Origin of the sequence: Enterovibrio sp. FF113, from assembly GCF_041439165.1 — a bacterium.
In the GTDB taxonomy this organism is placed as follows: Bacteria; Pseudomonadota; Gammaproteobacteria; order Enterobacterales; family Vibrionaceae; genus Enterovibrio; species Enterovibrio norvegicus_A.
Window position 1 is genome coordinate 37061 of record NZ_JBGONO010000016.1, and the last position, 17957, is coordinate 55017.

Here is a 17957-nt window from a genome sequence, read left to right on the forward strand (position 1 = left end):
TGTTGATGTTTTTAATCTTTATAAAGCGGTTATAATGAAAAAAAATTTAGGGATAACTGCGCAATGACGACCCAACTCAATGTCGATCCAGCCGAAATAAAAAAATTTGAAGACATGGCCTCTCGTTGGTGGGATTTCGACGGCGAATTTAAACCGCTTCACCAAATAAACCCTCTTCGTCTGAATTATGTGATTGAACGCAGTGCCGGTGTCTTCGGTAAAAAAGTACTGGATGTCGGTTGTGGCGGAGGCATTCTGGCAGAAAGCATGGCACGCGAAGGTGCTGAAGTGACTGGCCTCGACATGGGTAAAGAGCCTCTTACTGTCGCGCGATTACATGCTTTGGAAACAGGCACTACTTTATCTTACATTCAGTCTACCGCTGAAGAACATGCAGAAACCCATGCCAATTACTATGACATTGTCACCTGCATGGAAATGCTGGAGCATGTTCCTGACCCAGCTTCAGTGATTGCCGCTTGCGCAAAAATGGTGAAGCCTGGCGGTCATGTCTTTTTCTCGACACTAAATCGCAACACAAAATCTTGGTTGTTTGCCATTGTCGGCGCAGAGCACCTGATGAAGATTGTTCCTAAGGGTACCCATGACCACAATAAATTCATTCGACCATCAGAATTGTTAAAGATGATTGATGCCACACCGCTTACTGAGCAGCACATGACGGGCCTCCACTACAACCCGCTGACAGACAAATACTGGCTCTCGCCTCGTAATGTAGACGTCAATTACATCGTACATACTCATAGCCCGGAATAACCGGGCGTTTTTTTGTTCGGGAATTGACTTCCCTAATTTGTCACTAGCGATCAGCGATTAAAGGATGAATCGATGAAAGGAACGATCAAAGCTGTGTTGTTTGATTTGGATGGCACACTACTTGATACCGCGCCCGATATGGCAAATGCCGCTAACTGTGTCCTGCGTGACTACGGTCTTCCTCCTTTAAATGACGCACAAATTCAAGCTAACACCAGTCACGGGGCGCGCGGCCTATTACGTGCAGGGTTTGGAGACTCTCTAGAGGGTAGAGACATTGATTCTCTCCGGCTGTCATTTCTTGACCACTATGAGAAAAACATCTGCACTGACACCAAGTTTTACGAGGGCGTTACCGATCTCATTGCGCAACTCTCAGCGCGCAATATCCCATGGGGTATTGTCACTAATAAGCCTGGCTTTCTTACTGAAATGTTACTCCCCTACTTTCCCGAACTCGAACAAACACAAGCACTCGTGTGTGCCGACACGCTCAGCCGAGCGAAACCGCATCCTGACCCACTTATCTTCGCTGCAGGCTTACTGTCTATGCTGCCATCAGAGTGTTTATATGTCGGTGATATCAAAAACGACATTGTCTCCGCTAAAGCTGCGGATATGCATTCTGCTGTTGCTGCTTGGGGTTACATCGGCGCGGAGCAAAACCCTATCGAGTGGGATGCAGATCTTATTTTTAACAAAGCTGTAGGAATTCTGTCATTATTCTGATCCTCGTCACAAGCATGGAGAACATAAAATAACCACTTTTCAGTTAGTTAACTTGAAACATTGTTTGCATTCCTAGGCAAGGATAATATTTTTTTTTATTTGATTCCGTACCCTAAAAATCGTTGCATTTCTCTATGCCATTGCATCTTATGGGACAAAACAGTTAGTAAGCACTAACATGGCAATCTTCATCCCCAAGATATCCACAGAAGTCACAATTTACTCAACTTGCAATATCATCAGTGCACCACTATCTTGTTACTCAAGTAAGGCCTACCCCCTACATATAGTGTTTGAGTGTGTACGCCATTAGTTTAATATTGATCACAAATCTTCCTTGCAATTTGTGAAATGTTTCAAAAACACGTCTTCAAGCAAGGAAATACCGGGAACGAGATAAATGAACCAACAACTTACCGTCCAAAAGCGCAGTGGCGCGAAGGAAAACATTGATCTAGACAAAATCCACCGCGTTATCGAGTGGGCAGCTAAAGATCTAGATAATGTCTCAGTATCACAAGTCGAACTCCGTTCTCACATCCAATTTTACGACGGTATTAAAACTGAAGACATCCACGAGACCATTATCAAAGCGGCTGCCGATCTAATCTCTGAACAGACGCCTGACTACCAATACCTCTCGGCACGTCTTGCCATCTTCCACTTGCGCAAGAAGGCCTATGGACAGTTTGAGCCACCGAAACTGGTTGAACATATCCGCAAAATGGTCGATATGGGTAAGTACGACAAACACATATTGGAAGACTACACAGAAGAAGAGTTAAACATTCTCGACGGTTATATCGACCACTGGCGTGATATGAACTTTTCTTACGCTGCCGTTAAGCAGTTAGAAGGCAAATACTTGGTACAGAACCGTGTTACTGGTGAAATCTACGAAAGTGCACAGTTTTTGTACATCATGGTTGCTGCTTGTCTGTTTGCTAACTATCCCAAAGAAACGCGCCTGGCTTATATTCGCCGTTTCTACGATGCAGTGTCACAATTCAAAATCTCACTGCCAACGCCAATCATGTCTGGTGTTCGTACGCCGACTCGACAATTCAGCTCGTGTGTACTGATCGAATGTGATGACAGCCTAGACTCTATCAACGCAACGGCCAGCGCTATAGTGCGCTATGTTAGCCAGCGTGCTGGTATCGGCATCAATGCAGGTCGCATTCGCGCACTCGGTAGCCCAATTCGTGGCGGCGAAGCTTTCCACACCGGTTGTATCCCGTTTTATAAGTACTTCCAAACAGCCGTTAAGTGCTGCTCACAAGGCGGTGTACGCGGTGGCGCAGCGACATTGTTCTACCCAATGTGGCACCGCGAAGTAGAGAACCTACTGGTCCTGAAAAACAACCGTGGTGTTGAAGAGAACCGCGTCCGTCACATGGACTACGGTGTGCAAATCAACAAACTGATGTACACCCGACTCATCAAGGGTGGAAACATCTCTTTGTTCTCTCCATCGGATGTCCCAGGTCTCTATGACTCATTCTTTGCTGATCAAGAAGAGTTCGAACGTCTTTACGTTCAGTATGAACAAGATACATCAATCCAACGTGAAACAGTGAAAGCTGTTGAGCTGTTCTCTTTGATGATGCAAGAGCGAGCATCAACAGGTCGTATCTATATTCAGAACGTTGACCATTGCAACACACACAGCCCGTTCGACCCAAAAGTTGCGCCAATTCGTCAGTCAAATCTATGTTTGGAAATCGCATTGCCGACCAAACCGCTGACCAATGTTGAAGACGACAATGGCGAAATTGCGCTTTGTACCCTGTCGGCGTTTAACTTGGGTGCAATTAAAGAGTTGGATGAACTGGAAGACTTGGCCGACCTGACTATCCGCGCATTGGATTCTCTACTTGATTACCAAGACTACCCGCTGCCAGCGGCACGCAAAGCGACGATGAACCGCCGTACTCTAGGTGTAGGCGTGATCAACTTCGCTTACTATCTGGCGAAAAATGGTGTGCGCTACTCTGACGGAAGCGCGAATGGCCTAACACACCGCACCTTCGAAGCGATTCAGTATTACCTGCTGAAAGCCTCTTTGGGTTTAGCAAAAGAAAAAGGCGCTTGCCCGTCGTTCAACGAAACAACCTACTCGCAAGGTGTGCTGCCTATAGACACTTATAAGCGCGATTTAGACAAAGTTTGTGAAGAGCCACTTCACTACGATTGGGAAACCTTACGTGGTGAAATCGTTGAGCATGGCCTTCGCAACTCGACGCTGTCTGCATTAATGCCGTCAGAAACGTCGTCACAAATCTCGAACGCAACCAATGGCATCGAGCCACCGCGTGGTTTTGTTTCAGTCAAAGCATCGAAAGACGGCATTCTGAAGCAGGTTGTTCCTGAGTACGACAAGTACAAAGAAAACTACGAACTGCTATGGAACATCGGATCTAATGATGGATACCTACAGTTAGTCGGTATCATGCAGAAGTTTGTAGACCAAGCGATCTCGGCAAACACCAACTATGACCCAAGCAAACAAGCTGGCGGTAAAACACCGATGAAACTGCTGTTGAAAGATTTGCTTTCAGCGTACAAGCTGGGTGTAAAAACCTTGTATTATCACAACACCCGAGACGGTGCGGATGATGCGCAGCAAGATCTAGCAGTACAAGACGATGACTGCGCAGGCGGCGCTTGTAAAATCTAATACCCAAACGGGAGGGAGCACATGCTCCCTCTTTGAGGTTTCATTCTACACGGTATATTGAAAGCAATGGCTTACAGCACTTTTTCAAAAGAAAACAACAATGCACTCAAAGAACCAATGTTCTTTGGTCAATCTGTTAACGTCGCGCGATACGACCAACAGAAATATGAAATTTTCGAAAGACTGATCGAAAAGCAACTTAGCTTTTTCTGGCGTCCCGAAGAAGTTGATGTATCAGGCGATCGCATCGACTACAACAAGCTACCAGAACATGAAAAGCACATTTTCATCAGTAACTTGAAATATCAAACACTGTTGGACTCCATTCAAGGCCGAAGCCCGAATGTCGCTCTGCTGCCATTGGTGTCTATTCCTGAACTAGAAACGTGGATTGAAACATGGTCTTTTTCTGAAACCATTCACTCTCGTTCTTACACGCATATCATTCGTAATATCGTCAACAATCCATCCGTGGTGTTTGATGACATCGTTGCCAACGAGCAGATCATCAAGCGTGCAAATGACATTGCTAAGTATTATGACGACTTAATCCTGGCCACCAGTGACTATCACCGTTTAGGCGAAGGTGAACACACAGTAAACGGCGAAACCGTGGTTGTGTCGTTACGTGAACTGAAGAAAAAGCTTTATGTGTGCCTGATGTCAGTTAATGCGCTTGAAGCCATTCGCTTTTATGTCAGCTTTGCTTGTTCATTTGCGTTCGCAGAGCGTGAGTTGATGGAAGGCAACGCAAAAATCATCAAGCTAATCGCACGTGATGAGTCTTTGCACCTGACAAGCACACAGCACATGCTGAACATTCTTCGCAGCGGCGATGACGACCCAGAAATGGCTGAAATCGCAAAAGAATGCGAGCAGGAGTGTTTTGCGCTGTTCAAAGAAGCTGCCGAGCAAGAAAAAGAATGGGCAGAATACCTATTCAAAGATGGCTCTATGATTGGTTTGAACAAAGACATTCTTTGTCAGTACGTCGAGTACATTACCAATCTGCGCATGGCAGCGGTCGGCCTAAAATCAGCCTATCCGGGTGCATCGCAAAACCCAATTCCTTGGATTAATGCGTGGCTTTCTTCTGACAACGTGCAAGTCGCACCGCAAGAAGCTGAAATCAGCTCTTATCTGGTTGGCCAAATCGACAACGATGTTGATATGGACGATCTGGGTGACTTCGAACTATGAGTCGAATCACTATCACAGTGAACGGACAAGCGCTGGTGGGAAATACCCACCAGCCTCTGCTTGAGCAAATCGAGCAGGCTGGGTTGCAACCTGAGTTTCAATGCAGAAATGGTGTTTGCGGCGCGTGTCGTTGCAAGTTGGACAAAGGCGCCGTTTCTCAACAAGATGCGATGGCTTATCTGGCCGCAGGTGAAATCCTTACATGCCGTTCTACACCACGTGAAAGCGTGGACCTAGAATTTGATTACCAGGTTTCTTTAGTCACTAAAAAAGCCGCGAACCTCTGAATCAGCCTTCGCGGCACTATTCCCTTCCTAGACTCTGACCCAAGCTGACTAGCTTAACGTCAACTGCCTCAACCGCGTTTTGCACCACACCAATTCAAACATGTTCATATGAAAACGAGCAGCCGCTTTTATATCCCCAACAACGCCCTTTAAACACGGGTCTTTCCGCCAAGAAAGCGCTTCCCTTAGCTTTGTTAACGTGATCACAGCGTTCGTATGAACATTTATATGTTCATGTGAAACTCACCCCATTTACTATATCTTGCCTAGAGCTCGTTACATTTCTGCAACAAGAATCACGGTTGCATATAAAATCAATGAAAGAAAGTGAACTTTCATCAATAAAGAAGGGAACGACCGAATGAAAAAGCTATTACTTGGAACCTTACTTTCTGCCACAACCTTATTTGGGTTTGGTATGGCCTCGACTGCAGCCATCGCCAGCGACAATGACCCAGTAAAAATCAATATGAGTCTCGTTTTCACCCAAAATGAACTCCTCACTCAAGAGTTGATTAAAGTTGCTGATAAAATCAAAGAACGCACTGACGGCGGTGTAAACATCAAAGTTTTCCCTGGTGGCCAACTCCCAGTATACAAAGATAACCTTGAGCAAGTTGTAAACGGCGCAAACTGGATTGCGGTTGAAGATTTAAGCTACCTCGGCGATTACGTCCCTGATTTCGCCGCACTAGCAGGGCCAATGCTTTATACCTCTTACGATGAATACCTGGCGATGATGGACACCGACTACGTTGCGAAGTTAACTGAAGAAGTCGAGAAGAAAGGCATAAAAGTGCTCAGCGCGGATTACATCTTTGGTTTCCGTCACATGATCACCAATAAAGAAATCAATACACCAGAAGACATGGACGGAATGCGTATTCGCGTACCAGGTAGCCAGCTCTTCATCAATACACTGTCCTCAATGGGCGCATCTCCAGCCGCATTGCCGTTCCCAGAAACCTACGCAGGCGTTCAGCAAGGCGTGGTTGACGGACTGGAAGGTTCAATTCTGACTATGTATTCGACCAAAATCTATGAAGTGGCGAAGAACATGTCTAAAACGGGCCACTTCCTCGGCACCGTTGGCCTTTACATCTCTCCAAGCGTTTGGGACAAACTGACCGCAGAACAACAAAAAATCGTGATGGAAGAAATCAATGCCGGTGCAGTATCAAACACCGAGCAATTGGTGAAGCTTGACGCTGAGTACGAGCAAAAGCTTAAAGAACAGGGTGTGACGTTCAATGATGTGGATACCGCCGCGTTCAACAAGCTAACCGCTGATGTCTATAATCAATTCCCTGCATGGAGCGAAGGTGTTCACGGCACTATCAACGCAGAATTGGAAAAAATCCGCGCTGCTAAGTAAGCCTCTAACCTCTGCCCCAGCGCATCTCATGCTGGGGCTAGATCTTTTCAGCCTTACTGTCTTGGAGTCACCATGCGGTTTCTAGCTAACTTCGAAGAAATCTTGGCCTCAATCGCCATTTCCATCACAGTCGTGGTGGTTATCATCAATGTTTTTCTTCGCTATTGCTTTGGGTTTGTTGTGCCTTGGAGTGAAGAGCTTTCAGTGATCTGTTTTACATGGTCCGTCTACTTCGGCATTAGCTCTTGCTACAAGCATAAGCTGCATATGGGTGTCGATGTCATCTTGAGCTTCATCCCCCAGAGTGGACAGCGATATTTCAGACTTTTCATCTCGTTTTTCCTATTGGTACTCAACGTTACGATGGCCTACCTCAGCGTCAGCTACACCATGCTTTCGACAAAGGTCACCCCAGTGATGGGCATGTCTTATTTCCCAATTAACAGCGTTCTTGTTGTCTGCTTTTCTTTGATGGCGTTTCACACCATCAGATTCATCATCGATGATTTGAAGCCGTCAGATAACGACACGCTTAACAAAGCGCAATAGGTGGCTGCTGTGGATATCTATATACCTATTATTCTTTTATTTGTGTTGTTCCTTCTCAACATACCCATTGCCTTTTCCTTGATCGCTTCATCGATGTTTTACTTCCTATTCATCAATGACTCCATCCCAGTAAGTTTGGTCATGCAGCGGTTCATCTCTACGGTTTCTTCCTTCCCACTTCTTGCAATCCCTTTCTTTATCATGGTTGGCTCAATCATGAACTACGCGGGAATAAGCCGAAATCTACTGGCATTTGCAGACTCACTCATCGGACATAAAGTCGGTGGATTAGCACATGTGAATGTGTTGCTCAGTACCTTGATGGGCGGCATTTCTGGGTCGGCGAATGCGGATGCTGCCATGCAGTCAAAGATACTCGCACCAGAGATGACAAAACGCGGTTACGACTTGCCTTTCACCGCCGCTGTCACTGCGGCGTCGTCAAGCATCAGTCCTGTTATACCACCAGGTATCAACCTGATCATTTTCGCTTTGCTTGCCAATGTATCCGTGCATTCCATGTTTATCGCTGGGTATGTCCCTGCGTTTATGATGGCTGCAGCCTTGATGATCACTATTGCTTTCATTTCCAAAAAACGTAAATACAAGCCTTCACGGGAGCACCCTGCGAGCGGAAAAGAAAGGCTCGGCTACTTCGGCAAAGCGATACCTGCGTTGCTGATCCCGTTTGGCATCATATTAGGCATGCGCTTTGGTCTCTTTACCCCGACGGAAGCTGGCGCTATTGCCGTATTGCTCTGTACCATCATTGGTTTTGCTATCTATCGCGAGTTAAAGATCCATCATTTTGCGGCCATTTTGCGCGAAACCATTCAGGGCACCAGCAGCGTCATGTTCATCATTATTGGTGCAATGGTCTTTGGGTATTACATGACGTTGGAGCAAATACCTCAAGACGTTGCGTCAATGCTTATTAGCCTGACGGATGACAAAGCCGTGTTGCTGCTCATCATCAATATTCTTCTGATCGTTGTTGGTATGTTCATTGAGGGTGGCGCAGCAATGATTATCCTGACACCACTGCTGTTGCCCGCTGTACTCAATCTCGGCGTCAACCCAGTTCACTTCGGTATCATTATCATCGTCAATATCATGATTGGTGGTGTCACTCCACCGTTTGGTTCAATGATGTTTACCGTTTGCTCCATTCTTCGGGTAAGGATGGTTGATTTTGTGCGAGAAGTAGCGCCGTTACTGGCAGCACTACTGACTGTATTGATGATTCTGACTTACTGGGAAGGGCTGGTGATGTTCTTACCAAACCTTTTTTAATTGATTCATCGTTTCAACAAGATGCCATCGCATATCTTGTTGCCAAAATAGGCCGCAAAACGCTTATTCAGGTTCTGCGGCGTTTTTTTCACTCCCATCGTCAAGATACATTGCCTACAATCTCGTCCACCGATCTCTCGCTAATATCTCGACTCTTCGTGTTATTACATTGATAGAAAATCACACCCCGCATTGCGATGTCCAAAAAACCGTCTTTTTTACTGTTATCATCTCATTTATTGAACACTTCTTTTTCTCTGCCTTTCCAATACTGATAGCTGGACGAAATCATTCGTCAGAGAACACTTTTTCTCAACCATTTCCAGCGCGTCAGGAGACACAAAATGGGATTGCATTTCACCAAACAACAAGACCCTCAAAATGAAGATTTCTATGAAGAGGCTCTTTCCCGCACTCAATTACCTAAGCATGCCATACCAGCCAATAGCCAATCTCCAGAGTTGATTGCACAGTTGTTACGTGATGAATTGTTGATGGATGGAAACGCCAGACAAAATCTTGCCACATTTTGTTCAACATGGATGGAGCCGAGTGTTCACGAGTTGATGGACGCATGTATCGACAAGAACATGATTGATAAAGACGAGTATCCGCAGACTGCGGAAATTGAATCTCGCTGCGTACATATTCTCGCCAAACTTTGGAATAGCCCGGAAAGTGACACCACCGTCGGCTGCTCAACCACGGGTTCATCAGAAGCTGCCATGCTCGGTGGCCTTGCTATGAAATGGAACTGGCGCAAAAAACGCGAAGCCTTAGGCCTTGCGACTGACAAGCCCAATATTGTCTGCGGCCCCGTACAAATCTGCTGGCATAAGTTCGCCCGCTACTTCGATGTAGAAATGCGTGAAATCCCACTCGACGGCGATGAAGTGGGAATGAACCCAGACAAGCTCTCTCAATACGTAGATGAAAATACGATAGGCGTCGTGCCTACCTTAGGTGTGACCTACACCTGCGTGTACGAACCCGTTGAAACCATTTCACAAAAACTCGATGAGCTCCAAGCACAGACCGGACTCGATGTGCCCATTCACGTTGATGGTGCTTCGGGCGGCTTTATTGCGCCGTTTGTTACCCCGGAATTGAAGTGGGATTTCCGGCTACCTCGCGTTGTCTCCATCAACAGTTCTGGTCATAAGTACGGACTGGCGCCTCTTGGCGTGGGCTGGGTAGTATGGCGAGATAAGGCACATCTGCCCGAGGAACTCGTGTTTGATGTCGATTACCTCGGCGGGAATATGCCAACATTCGCGCTCAATTTTTCTCGTCCCGGCGGTCAAATCGTCGCGCAATACTACAACTTTCTGCGTCTTGGTTTTGAAGGCTACAAAGGCATTCACGAATCGTGTTTCAGCACAGCACAATGGCTAGCAGATGAAATTGCCAAAATTGGTCCTTTCGATCTCTTCTACGATGGCCGTGGTGGACTTCCTGCACTCAGCTACAGCCTAAAAGAAGGCGATTGGGGCTTCACTCTGTATGACTTATCCGATCGGATGCGAATGCGAGGATGGCAAATTGCTTCTTATCCCCTACCAAGCAACCGCCAAGACACCGTCATACAGCGCATCATGATCCGTCATGGCGTTAGCTTAGATATGGTTGCGATGCTGTTAGAGGACCTTAAGCGGTGTATCGACTACTTCAAGCAGTACCCGCAAGCAAAATCCGGTACCACTTCCTCGTTCCATCACGGCTGATACTGAGCATCACAGCGTCGATGAATCGTTCAATTTAGTCCAAAGGCCACAAATAAACCGTGGCCTTCATATCTAAGGATTAAAAGATGGATAAGAAAATCAGTGCCTCATCAGTCGGCAAAATCAGCGTTTTCACTTTTGCCATTATGAATGTTGTGGCCGTGGTGAGTCTGCGTGGCTTACCCGCTGAAGCAGAATACGGGCTCAGCTCTGTATTTTATTATGCGTTTGCCGCCGTATTTTTCCTCGTGCCTGTTTCACTGGTGGCTGCGGAACTTGCTACTGGGTGGCCAGAAAAAGGAGGGATCTTCCGTTGGGTCGGAGAAGCCTTTGGTCCAAGGTTAGCCTTTATGGCCATGTTCCTGCTGTTCGTTCAAGTGTGTGTATGGTTCCCCACTGCGCTCACCTTTGGTGCTGTATCACTGGCCTTCATTGGCCCCGATCAAACCTTTGATGCAGCCTTGTCACAAAATAAATTCTTTGTTCTGGCCATTGTGCTGGCTATCTATTGGTTTGCCACTTTCATCGCTTTTCGTGGTGTTTCAGCATTTACTTTGCTGTCCAAGTGGGGTGGGATCATCGGCACCATCATCCCCGCGATCATCCTTATTTTGCTTGGTTTTGCTTTTCTGTTCAGCGGCGAGAAAATCCAAATAGAGATGGCGTGGAAAGACGTTATCCCCGACTTTTCTAACTTCAATAACGTGGTACTCGCGGCCAGTATTTTCCTGTTTTATGCGGGGATGGAAATGAATGCGATTCACGTGAAAGACCTAGATAATCCAACGCGCTCCTACCCGATCGCCATAGGTATTGCTGCGCTAGGTACCGTCGTGATCTTTGTGCTAGGTACACTTGCCATCGCCTTTGTTATACCCAGTACCGACATCAATCTCACACAAAGTCTGCTTGTGGCCTATTTTGATATGTTCCGCTGGGCGGGCCTGAGCTTTCTGGGGCCAATTATGGCTATTTGCCTCGCCATTGGCGTGCTCGCCGGTATTGTGACTTGGGTAGCGGGTCCCTCGACCGGTTTACTTGAAGTGGCAAAAGCGGGTTATATGCCGCGGTTTTGGCAAGAGACCAACAAAAACGGAATGGCGACCCATATCCTTTTGGTGCAAGGCATCATCGTAAGCTTTCTCGCGATAACCTTTGTCGTGCTGCCCTCCGTCGAAGCGGCTTACCAAATTCTGAGTCAACTGGCCGCGGTGATTTACCTCACCCTATATATGCTGATGTTTTCAGCCGCGATTTATCTGCGCTTTAGTCAGCCTAATCGTCCGCGCCCGTACAATGTTCCCGGTGGGAAAAAAGGCTTATATCTTTTTGCTGGCGTTGGTTTCACAAGTTCTGCCATTGCCTTTGCTTTTAGCTTTATTCCACCAAGCCAGATTGCTGTTGGCAGCCCAACCGTGTTCATGTCAATACTGGTAGGGTTAAGCGTTGTCTTTATCACGATTCCCTTTGTTATCTATGCCATTCGCAAACCGCATTGGCGAGACGAGAACTCAGATTTTGCGCCGTTTACTTGGCAAATTGAAGGCGTTCACCCTGGCCTTAAAAACGAATCTGTCACACACACTGAAGCCGTAACGGCGATTCATCGTGAAGGTAAAGGAGAAGCATCATGAGTGCATTACCGTCTCCCGAAGCCCTGCAAACGTTAGTGGATGAAACTTATGCTCAATTTCGGGCGTTACCAGGGGGCGAGAACGCAAGCTATATCCCATACCTCGCTTCTGTGCCTTCCGATCTTGCGGCATTGGTGATTGTCACTGCAGATGGTGACATTTATCAGGCAGGCGATAGCAGTTATGGTTTCGCGATTGAATCCATCTCGAAGGTGCCGACATTGGCTTTACTGATGGAGGATGTTGGCCCAGAAATGGTGCGTGAAAAAATTGGCGCAGAGCCTACCGGGTTGCCTTTCAATTCTGTTGTGGCACTTTGTGAACATCAGGACAAACCATTGTCACCTCTCGTTAACGCGGGGGCGATGGCGAGTGTCAGCTTGCTCACCGCCTCTGACCCTGAAACACGATGGGCGCGTATTCTAGACATGCAGCAACGGATCACGGCTGGAAATATTGTGCTTTCTGATGACATCAATGCGTCTGAGCAAACCACCAACTTTCACAATCGCGGTATTGCATGGATTCTGTATGCGGCGGGCAACTGTTTCTGCGACCCAATGGAAGCTGTTGATGTCTACACGCGGCAATGCTCAACCTTGGTCACCTGCAAAGATCTTGCGGTGCTGAGTGCAACATTATCGAATCGCGGTAAGAACCCTATCTCTGGAGAGCAAGTCATCTCAGCGGGCAATGTTGCACCCATACTGGCAGAGATGACGATGGAAGGTCTGTATGACTACTCAGGTGATTGGGCATTTGAAGTCGGCATGCCCGGTAAAAGCGGGGTGGGTGGTGGTGTGTTGGCGGTCGCCCCTGGCAAGCTGGGTATTGCTGCCTTCTCCCCACCCTTGGATGAGTCCGGCAATAGTGTTCGCGCGCAACGGATGATTTCTCATGTTGCTAAGACACTGAATCTCAACTTGTATGCTTCGTAACAGCTTTTAGCGAATCAAAAAAACGCCTGACAATGTCAGGCGTTTTTCTCTAAATACTTCAATGGGTATCAATTCGCATCGTCAGCTTCGACAGGAATGTGCAGCGATTCTAGCGTCACCAACGAAGCGATATCTGGGAACATCGTGTGCCCCGAAAGATAACGCCTTAACATATCAAGCAACATGGTCGCCGTGTAACAGCGAAAGTTCTCGTTGGACTGAGAACGACGAGGCTTCACTATAATACCCCAATCACCATCTGCAGCAGAAAGCCCCAGAGCAACACGCCCTGCCTCCATGTTTCCACATGCCAATCCGATGTTTACACCTGCATTTTCGCGAGACGCCGTTGCCATCGCTAAGACCGCCGCGAGCGGGTTATATTCACTATCCGTAATCAGTGTCGAGTCACTGAGCACCCACCCCTGAACGAACGCCTCTTTCGTTTCCTCTGCCTGATTTAGCCAATTAGCCAAATACCCGCCAGAGAATTTTTCAGCCACTGCAATGGTTGTATTTTCCTGCGACAGCAAACCACCGACAGTTTCAAGCATCGGCACACCGTCACCCACTAAGCGATCACCCAACACATTTCGTATCGCATCGGTGATCAACGAAATATCGGAGTGTTGACGCGGAGAGAACAGCTTTACCTCAATAAAAGGTAACGATGAACGGTATCCCAGTTCAAAATCATCTGGCAGTGCGAGCGCTTCTAACTTGTCGTTAAGAAGGGACTCGGAAAAACCGAAGGTGTACAGACGTTGAATTTCTTGCTTTTTCGTATTAGGAAATCGTGTTTGAAGACGTGACACAATTTCATTCTCAAACATGTGCTTGAATTCACTTGGTACACCCGGCGTGAAGAAGAACAGACAATCATTAAGTGTCGCGGCAAATCCACACGCACTGCCCACTGGATTATCCACTAGTTCGGCACCTTCAGGGAGCATTGCCTGCTTAATGTTGCTTTTCGGCATGGCTTTACCGTTTTTTTCAAACCGCTCTTTGAGCTCGGTTAGCCAGTGATTATTTAATTCAAGGTCAACGTTCATGGCCATCGCCATGGCTTCAGTGGTCAGATCATCTGTGGTTGGCCCAAGCCCACCATTCACGATCACCACATCGGAAACTTGACTGCATCTCACCAATTCAATGGCAATATCATCTACCGCATCACCGACAGTGACTCGACGATGCAAAGCAAAGCCTTCCTCAAAACAGCGTCTCGATAACCAAGCTGCATTGGTATCGGTGATATCACCGTGCAGCACTTCCTCGCCAGTACTTAACATTGCGACCCGAAGTTTGCTCTGTCCCACCGATATCTCCTTGTATGCCATGACGTAAATCCATTATGCCCAGACACTTACCGCTATCGCAACCCGCGATATCTTTTATTCGCATGAATCGTAGTATGCCGTTTTTTCCTTAGGAAACTTCATGCTTCGAACCCGCTAGGCGAACTGGGTTTAGGTTGATTTTCTCGTCAGACTTCCCACTTAAAGAGAAATTAGCTCTCTCAACCAAGACAAAAGTGCGACCTCTATCAAGTTTTTGGTGGAAATATGGGCCTTTCCATTGCTATGATTAGCGGCTTAATTGTGAGTGCCTCACAATTGGTACGCGGTATCGGTTTAACGCCTTCCGTATCGGTGTTGTTATCATGGACGTATTTCGCTGAACACCGACTGAATAACATCTTATTACTAAACACTTTTCTTGCCAGGCCTTACCAGCAAAACACATTGCTGAATGGTTTGGCATTTTGTTGTGTGGGAGATCCTACGTGCGCTATCGCTCAACCGTGGCTGCGGCCGCTCTGTTCTGTGCTCAATCGGCCTTTGCTTTTGATGCATCTACCCTCGATTTCGAGCAGCAAGCTTATAACTATTCGAGCAACTATGGCTTCGACACGCTTGCATTGAACCAGGCGCAAACACAACCCCAAGACAATGCGCTTCGTTTTAACGAAGCTCCAGCGCACCGTCTACCAAAATATTTGTCTACGGCCCCAGAAAAAGACTGGGACTACCTGATGGGTCAAACCTATACCATTTTGGGTTTAAGTGTCGCGACCGTCGGCTTGATGACATTACTGCCTGAAAGCGTCACTAACTGGACAGCAGAAGATCGCGACTTTAGTAACCTTTCCAGTAAATGGTGGGACAATGTGTCTGCGGGTCCAGTCTGGGACCAGGACGACCATTACCTGAACTACGTGATGCACCCTTACTTTGGCGGTGTTTACTATACGGCTGCGCGTCACTCTGGTTTCAATGAATTCGAGTCATTCTTGTACTCATTCACCATGTCGACGTTCTTCTGGGAATATGGTGTAGAGAGTTTCGCTGAAGTGCCATCTATCCAAGATATTATCGTGACACCATTATTTGGTGCAGCTGTCGGTGAATGGATGTACCTCACTGAACAAGATATTGTCGCTAACGGCGGCGAAGTCATGGGCTCAGACACAATGGGTGGCGTCAGCTTGTTCTTCCTTAACCCTGTCGGACATATCCACCACTGGATAACCGACATGTGGCAGGGTGACACTGACGTGCGCATGAATTATGACCCTTGGTTCAACAACCAAGAAGCCGCACGGTATGCAGCAGATGCGGGCGCACCTTACGACAGCCAGTTTATTAGTATGCAAGTCAGCTTGAAGTTTTAATAACGAATAGTTTGATACTGCACACTGAAATGTGCTGGTAAGAAAAAGCCGACATGATGTATGTCGGCTTTTTTTGATTCAGGAAAAACCACGTACGAATGTTGTCACACCAGCAAACGAGCATAGAATCAGCAAGCCGTGTCTTACCCATTCAGCACGAACACGCGGTGCCACTTTAAACGCTACCCACGAACAAAGAAATACAACGGGCAACGACATAACACCGACTTTGACATGCCACCATTCGAAATAGCCAGTCATTCCCTGCACAACAAGAGATATGGCACAGCTAAAAATAAAGTAACCTGCCAAGTTTGCTCTTAACTTAACAATGTCCATTTTCTGCAAAACCAATGCCATTGGTGGACCACCAATACTGGTTGTTGTGCCCATAACCGCAGCAGCAAAGCCCGCCCAAAACATATTCTTATTGCTCGGCTCCACAGAAAACTTGAACACACTAGCGACAACCGCAAACAAAACAGCTAGCCCCATGATAATTTCTAACGCATTGATTGAGAGATACAACAGCAATGCGCCAGCAACAAAGGTACCAGGGATACGGCCAACAAAAGCCCAACCAATACCGCGCAATGACAGTTGACGGCGATATTGCCACGTATTCACCATGGCAAGAAACAAGGTTACCAACGTGACGGTCGCTGGTACCAGCGAAGGTTCGATCATCATAAGGAGGGGTGCGCCAACAATCGCCAGCCCAAAGCCAATAATGCTTTGAACAAACGCGCCCAAACCCAATGCCAACATCACCATGATGAGCTGTTCATAGCTCAGTTCCATTTAGCCTTTCCTTGTGGCTTGAATAAGAAGATTTCTCGGCGTCAACTCACGCGCACAGAATGTAGTTACGTCGACATCAAAACCGTTTTCGCTCAGAAACAGCGCTCTATCGAGAACCAGCCACATCTCTAATGGTCGGCGAAACAGCGTACGTATGGTTTCCATTTTTTCAACGGTCGAAAACCTTTGCTCTCCCTGCGAGAGAAAAGCTGCAAAGTCTGTGTTATCTGGAATGGAAATACCTTTTTTATCAGCAGCCCATCGGCAAAATGCCTCAAAGCCTTCATTTAACAAAGACTTTTGTATATTGGGTACAGGCAGATAACTGTCACTATGGCCTAGAGCACGCTGCAAGCTATCAAAGCCCAAGCGAAAACTCACTTCAACAATACGCTTGTTTCGCACCGTTTTCCCTGCGGTGACGGTTTCTTGCAGTGGCAGCTTTAGATCGTGACGACTCAAGGACAGTAAAGAGCCCGTCGCCACAATGGACAATGGCTGATAGTAGACTTCATTGATCAGATGATAACAACAAGGTGAGACAGAAAGACTTTGCGGTTTGGCTTTCACACTATGGCGTAACAGTGTCACGTGCAAGTCACCACAGGCATGCAACGCTACCGCATGATCACAATGACTGACCAGTAATTCACTCTCGGGGGAAAATGCATCACCTTGGACAAAATGCATCGGTAACTGATGTTGATTGGCATAAGCCTGGCCGTCTTGGCACAGCGCTTCCTGCCATTCTAGACTGGTGACACCAACCTGACGTGTAGCAGAAATGACACGCCCTAAATACCCTTTCCCTGCGCACCACTCCAACCAGGCACCCTTGCTAGATAGTGGTATCGCACTGTTGAAAGCAGTTATCTGCGACCACTTTCGACCTGGGATACCTGTAGCAATATGGCTGTCGCAATGTATCTCTGGCCCATTTTGGGGTTCTACTTCAGTGCCACATAATGATACCAACTGAGCCGCCTCAGGCAGCCACGCTTTCACCGTCTCTGCTAACCGCTCTGGCGATTCCTTATACGCTTGCAGTTCTTTTAGACACAGCAAATCTAACCATTGGCATAGCTCAGGATGAGAAGCTCTCCACGGCAGATCAAGACAATCAAAAGGCATTCCTTGCCATAGCGAAACATGACGCTGCAGTAAGGCATCAATTTGCAGAAAACGCTCTTTTTGAACGAGGAAGGATTGAGACAAGGTGAATTCCAACTATCAGCCGACACAAACAGTGTATACCCGAGTATATAGCACCGTAAAAGCGGCAAAAACACCTAA

At 47.1% G+C, this 17957-nt stretch carries 15 protein-coding genes; 12 read left to right on the plus strand and 3 right to left on the minus strand.

The genetic code is table 11. The features are described from left to right. Positions 1–63 precede the first annotated feature (63 nt). From ubiG to glsA, 11 genes are all read left to right on the plus strand, one after another. The gene (gene ubiG / locus ACED36_RS13885) at positions 64–777 is read left to right on the plus strand and encodes a bifunctional 2-polyprenyl-6-hydroxyphenol methylase/3-demethylubiquinol 3-O-methyltransferase UbiG (protein ID WP_016960506.1); all 714 of its coding nucleotides are present in this window, start codon (positions 64–66) and stop codon (positions 775–777) included. A 72-nt stretch (positions 778–849) separates the two neighbouring features. Beyond that, complete coding sequence (locus ACED36_RS13890) at positions 850–1506, plus strand: HAD family hydrolase (RefSeq protein WP_371733437.1); 657 nt, start codon at positions 850–852, stop codon at positions 1504–1506. Between the two features lie 400 nt (positions 1507–1906). Then, on the plus strand, positions 1907–4186 hold the full coding sequence (gene nrdA, locus ACED36_RS13895; protein ID WP_017007243.1) for a class 1a ribonucleoside-diphosphate reductase subunit alpha: 2280 nt from the start codon (positions 1907–1909) through the stop codon (positions 4184–4186). 66 nt (positions 4187–4252) lie between these two features. Then, positions 4253–5386: a class Ia ribonucleoside-diphosphate reductase subunit beta gene (gene nrdB, locus ACED36_RS13900; protein ID WP_016960509.1), complete on the plus strand. Its 1134-nt coding sequence runs from the start codon at positions 4253–4255 to the stop codon at positions 5384–5386. Then, positions 5383–5673: a 2Fe-2S iron-sulfur cluster-binding protein gene (locus ACED36_RS13905; RefSeq protein ID WP_016960510.1), complete on the plus strand. Its 291-nt coding sequence runs from the start codon at positions 5383–5385 to the stop codon at positions 5671–5673. The genes nrdB and ACED36_RS13905 overlap by 4 nt, the downstream gene beginning before the upstream one ends. 361 nt (positions 5674–6034) lie before the next feature. Further along, positions 6035–7048: a C4-dicarboxylate TRAP transporter substrate-binding protein gene (locus ACED36_RS13910; RefSeq protein WP_016960511.1), complete on the plus strand. Its 1014-nt coding sequence runs from the start codon at positions 6035–6037 to the stop codon at positions 7046–7048. Between the two features lie 72 nt (positions 7049–7120). Continuing rightward, on the plus strand, positions 7121–7597 hold the full coding sequence (locus ACED36_RS13915) for a TRAP transporter small permease (RefSeq protein WP_016960512.1): 477 nt from the start codon (positions 7121–7123) through the stop codon (positions 7595–7597). Between the two features lie 9 nt (positions 7598–7606). Further along, entirely contained in the window at positions 7607–8890 is a 1284-nt protein-coding gene (locus tag ACED36_RS13920; RefSeq protein WP_026024056.1) for a TRAP transporter large permease, read from the plus strand. A 344-nt stretch (positions 8891–9234) separates the two neighbouring features. After that, positions 9235–10614, plus strand: a complete 1380-nt coding sequence (locus ACED36_RS13925) for a glutamate decarboxylase (protein ID WP_016960514.1) — start codon at positions 9235–9237, stop codon at positions 10612–10614. An 86-nt stretch (positions 10615–10700) separates the two neighbouring features. Then, positions 10701–12248: a putative glutamine/gamma-aminobutyrate antiporter GadC gene (gene gadC, locus ACED36_RS13930; protein WP_016960515.1), complete on the plus strand. Its 1548-nt coding sequence runs from the start codon at positions 10701–10703 to the stop codon at positions 12246–12248. Further along, a complete protein-coding gene (gene glsA, locus ACED36_RS13935; protein ID WP_016960516.1) occupies positions 12245–13186 on the plus strand; it encodes a glutaminase A in 942 nt (313 codons plus the stop codon). The genes gadC and glsA overlap by 4 nt, the downstream gene beginning before the upstream one ends. A 68-nt stretch (positions 13187–13254) precedes the next feature. On the opposite strand, the gene ACED36_RS13940 is transcribed toward glsA, so the two are convergent. Further along, complete coding sequence (locus ACED36_RS13940; protein WP_241819045.1) at positions 13255–14508, minus strand: CinA family nicotinamide mononucleotide deamidase-related protein; 1254 nt, start codon at positions 14506–14508, stop codon at positions 13255–13257. Positions 14509–14975: 467 nt separating this feature from the next. Between ACED36_RS13940 and ACED36_RS13945 the strand changes: the two genes are divergently transcribed. After that, a complete protein-coding gene (locus ACED36_RS13945; protein ID WP_016960518.1) occupies positions 14976–15863 on the plus strand; it encodes a DUF3943 domain-containing protein in 888 nt (295 codons plus the stop codon). A 78-nt stretch (positions 15864–15941) separates the two neighbouring features. Here ACED36_RS13945 and ACED36_RS13950 read toward each other — a convergent pair whose 3' ends face one another. Together ACED36_RS13950 and ACED36_RS13955 are read right to left on the minus strand one after the other, a co-directional pair. Then, positions 15942–16664: a sulfite exporter TauE/SafE family protein gene (locus tag ACED36_RS13950; RefSeq protein ID WP_016960519.1), complete on the minus strand. Its 723-nt coding sequence runs from the start codon at positions 16662–16664 to the stop codon at positions 15942–15944. Then, positions 16665–17879, minus strand: a complete 1215-nt coding sequence (locus ACED36_RS13955) for a methyltransferase (protein WP_017007241.1) — start codon at positions 17877–17879, stop codon at positions 16665–16667. Positions 17880–17957: the final 78 nt, after the last annotated feature.

Excerpts from the sequence above, each read along its gene's own strand:
- nrdA (WP_017007243.1), top strand. The coding sequence starts at position 1,907 with ATGAACCAACAACTTACCGTCCAAAAGCGCAGTGGCGCGAAGGAAAAC.
- glsA (WP_016960516.1), top strand. The coding sequence starts at position 12,245 with ATGAGTGCATTACCGTCTCCCGAAGCCCTGCAAACGTTAGTGGATGAA.
- ACED36_RS13890 (WP_371733437.1), top strand. The coding sequence starts at position 850 with ATGAAAGGAACGATCAAAGCTGTGTTGTTTGATTTGGATGGCACACTA.
- ACED36_RS13910 (WP_016960511.1), top strand. The coding sequence starts at position 6,035 with ATGAAAAAGCTATTACTTGGAACCTTACTTTCTGCCACAACCTTATTT.
- ACED36_RS13905 (WP_016960510.1), top strand. The coding sequence starts at position 5,383 with ATGAGTCGAATCACTATCACAGTGAACGGACAAGCGCTGGTGGGAAAT.
- nrdB (WP_016960509.1), top strand. The coding sequence starts at position 4,253 with ATGGCTTACAGCACTTTTTCAAAAGAAAACAACAATGCACTCAAAGAA.
- ubiG (WP_016960506.1), top strand. The coding sequence starts at position 64 with ATGACGACCCAACTCAATGTCGATCCAGCCGAAATAAAAAAATTTGAA.
- ACED36_RS13950 (WP_016960519.1), bottom strand. The coding sequence starts at position 16,664 with ATGGAACTGAGCTATGAACAGCTCATCATGGTGATGTTGGCATTGGGT.
- ACED36_RS13915 (WP_016960512.1), top strand. The coding sequence starts at position 7,121 with ATGCGGTTTCTAGCTAACTTCGAAGAAATCTTGGCCTCAATCGCCATT.
- ACED36_RS13925 (WP_016960514.1), top strand. The coding sequence starts at position 9,235 with ATGGGATTGCATTTCACCAAACAACAAGACCCTCAAAATGAAGATTTC.
- gadC (WP_016960515.1), top strand. The coding sequence starts at position 10,701 with ATGGATAAGAAAATCAGTGCCTCATCAGTCGGCAAAATCAGCGTTTTC.